We start from the raw sequence: 2,408 nt of genomic DNA, 5'->3' as shown, positions 1-2,408 counted from the left end.
AATTAATATGTGCATGGAACCAAACCAGCTACAGAAATTAAAACAGTGGCTACAGCAAAGTATAGATATACCACGCTGTCAGGATTTACCATTGAGCAAGAGGTTACTAAAACAAAAGTATAAAACTATGCAACCCCAAATATTAAATCATTTACAAGTTATGGCGAATGGGGTTAATGCTGCAATTTAAACCTCATCTAGTTTGAAAATGGGGAGTGGGGAATCGGGAATCGGGAGTCGGGAAGAGGTATTTTCTTTCTTGGTTGCGAGATTTTCTCGTGAAGGGCTGATTTGTAAGTAGGGAATAGGGAACAGGGAATAAGAACAAAGCAACTTACGTAACTTGATGGTAAAAATTTTTTCATCGGGACTACCTTGAGAACCGTAGTTTTTTAACATAAATTTGGGATTGCTTCCTTACGTCGCAATGACAAATCCAAATAATCAGAAACTCCAGGTTTCAAAATGGATGGCGTTTAAGTTGCTTGTGCTTTGGTGATTAAGTGATGTTCTAACCATTCTTCCATATCTGCCAAAATTTCTGGGTAATTGATATCGTTTTGAATCTCGTGATAGGTTCCCGGATATTCTCGAAAGGTTTTATCTGGAAAAGTGACTTTGTGAAAAAATGCCAGACTACTTTCTGGTGAAGTAACTTTGTCTGCCCCTCCCTGCATAATTAACAGAGGAATACAAATATTTTCTACCCGGCTCTGAATCTCTGCAACTATGGTCAAAAATTCCGTTGCTAAACGGGCAGTACCTCTGGTATGTCTTAAAGGATCTTGGGCATAAGCAGCTAGAACTTTTTCATCTCGGGAGGCTGTATTCGCGTCCATGCCAGTATTAAGGCTAAAACTAGGCCATATACCTGAAAGAACTTTGCCTAAAAATAGTTTAAATGGAGAAATTCCTACTTTTCCTACACTAGGGGCTAGAGCGATCGCACCCTGTAATTTTTTCCCTACTTGGGGACAATTTAAGAGAAAGTCTAGAACTATTACACCTCCTAAACTATGACCTAAGAGAAAATATGGGTGTTCTCCCTGTTGGGTAGTTATGAATTGAAAAAAAGCTTGTAAGTCTTGGCGAAATTCATCCCATTTATTAATATAGCCTCGTTTCCCTGGCGATCGCCCATGACCACGTAAATCGAAACTGTAGACAGCATAATTTTTGGGAACTAGATGGTTAACTATATTTCCATATAAACCACTGTGACCCCCCAATCCATGAACAATGACTAAAACAGCACGGGTTTGTTCTTGGGGATGCCAACTTTGGTAGTATAATTTTAAGCCTCCGGCACCCAAAAAAGTTCCTTCGTGATGATGCATGATGGTGCCTCTCGATATCATAATTGCTTGCTGTTAAGTAATTTGTATGGAATCCCTGTATCTAAAAATTATGTCATTTTATTGTGGTCAGTCAACAATAAAGATTCCCTCAGAACAATAATTTCAGTAGTATTACCGGCAATATCAACAATCCAGTTTTGTCAAAATTGCAAGGAGCATCCTAATTTTTATGCAATACCCTAGAAGGGTATCGCTACACGAGCAAAACCCACCTGTGTGGGCTAATAAATTCCTCTTAACCCACACAGGTGGGATTGGTTTGTGTAGCTCCAGGCTTCAGCCTGTTATCGAAGGCGACACAAAGTGCGGGCTTTTTCAACAATTGGGATGTTCCCCAATTGCAGTAAAATTTCCCATATTCGGTTTACATATTTGACCAAAACTGCTCAAATATCTATGGATGAAATCACAAACTGTACAAGTATATTTAGTTGCCAAGGCATTGCCTGATGAATGAAGAACGCCGCCAAGACTATCAAAATCTCATCCAAGCACTGCTTACCTGTCCTGAGGGAGAGGAATGGGATTTGTTACAGGCAAATCAAGAATTGGTTGACTCTGAGTTTATTCAAACCATTGAACAAGTTGCAGTTGAAAAAGAGAAAGCAGGAGAAGCGGATGCAGCTAATTTCCTCCGGGATGTACTCGCAGAATTGGGGCATTTCCAAGGCTATATGGATTTAATCGCACAAATACTCAACTGTGACGATGAAGAAGCTATAGAATCCCTCTTGAATGCCAATGAAAATTTGTTAGATGCGGGATTAGTACAAAGTATGCTAGCAGTGGCAAATGATTTCTTGGTTCAAGGCGATCCAGAAAATGCTAATTTCTTAATGAATTTGGCGGGAGAATTGATGGGGATTTATGAATAGATTGGAGTTAGGATATTTGCTTCGCCAGCCAATCCCGGAAGTGGGGATGATATAGAACCCATTTGGGATCTATAAATATCTTTTGCATGTTCTAAACTGCTAGCACCAATAATATATTTATGCCCATCAAATTCTTGATTTATATATTACTCCACTTCATAACTGGAGTTTAGAC

3 protein-coding genes and 1 pseudogene are annotated in these 2,408 nt (G+C 39.3%); 2 read left to right on the top strand and 2 right to left on the bottom strand.

The window, feature by feature from the left end:
* Nucleotides 1-190, top strand: a pseudogene (locus CALSC_RS26830) (serine/threonine protein kinase); the annotation flags it as partial.
* On the opposite strand, the gene CALSC_RS25245 reads toward CALSC_RS26830, so the two are convergent.
* On the bottom strand, nucleotides 187-399 hold the full coding sequence (locus CALSC_RS25245) for a hypothetical protein (RefSeq protein WP_088243931.1): 213 nt from the start codon (nucleotides 397-399) through the stop codon (nucleotides 187-189). The pseudogene CALSC_RS26830 and the gene CALSC_RS25245 sit on opposite strands and share 4 nt — an antisense overlap.
* Nucleotides 400-476: 77 nt before the next feature.
* Complete coding sequence (locus CALSC_RS25240; RefSeq protein ID WP_235006955.1) at nucleotides 477-1,358, bottom strand: alpha/beta hydrolase; 882 nt, start codon at nucleotides 1,356-1,358, stop codon at nucleotides 477-479.
* Between the two features lie 449 nt (nucleotides 1,359-1,807).
* On the opposite strand from CALSC_RS25240, the gene CALSC_RS25235 reads away from it, so the two are divergent.
* Nucleotides 1,808-2,233 (top strand): hypothetical protein, encoded by a 426-nt coding sequence (locus tag CALSC_RS25235; protein ID WP_088243930.1) that lies wholly within the window; start codon nucleotides 1,808-1,810, stop codon nucleotides 2,231-2,233.
* Nucleotides 2,234-2,408: the final 175 nt, after the last annotated feature.

The organism is Calothrix rhizosoleniae SC01 (genome assembly GCF_900185595.1).
Taxonomy (GTDB): Bacteria; Cyanobacteriota; Cyanobacteriia; order Cyanobacteriales; family Nostocaceae; genus Calothrix_A; species Calothrix_A rhizosoleniae.
The sequence above is the reverse complement of the archived record's forward strand: the minus strand, read 5'-3'. Positions and strand labels throughout refer to the sequence as shown.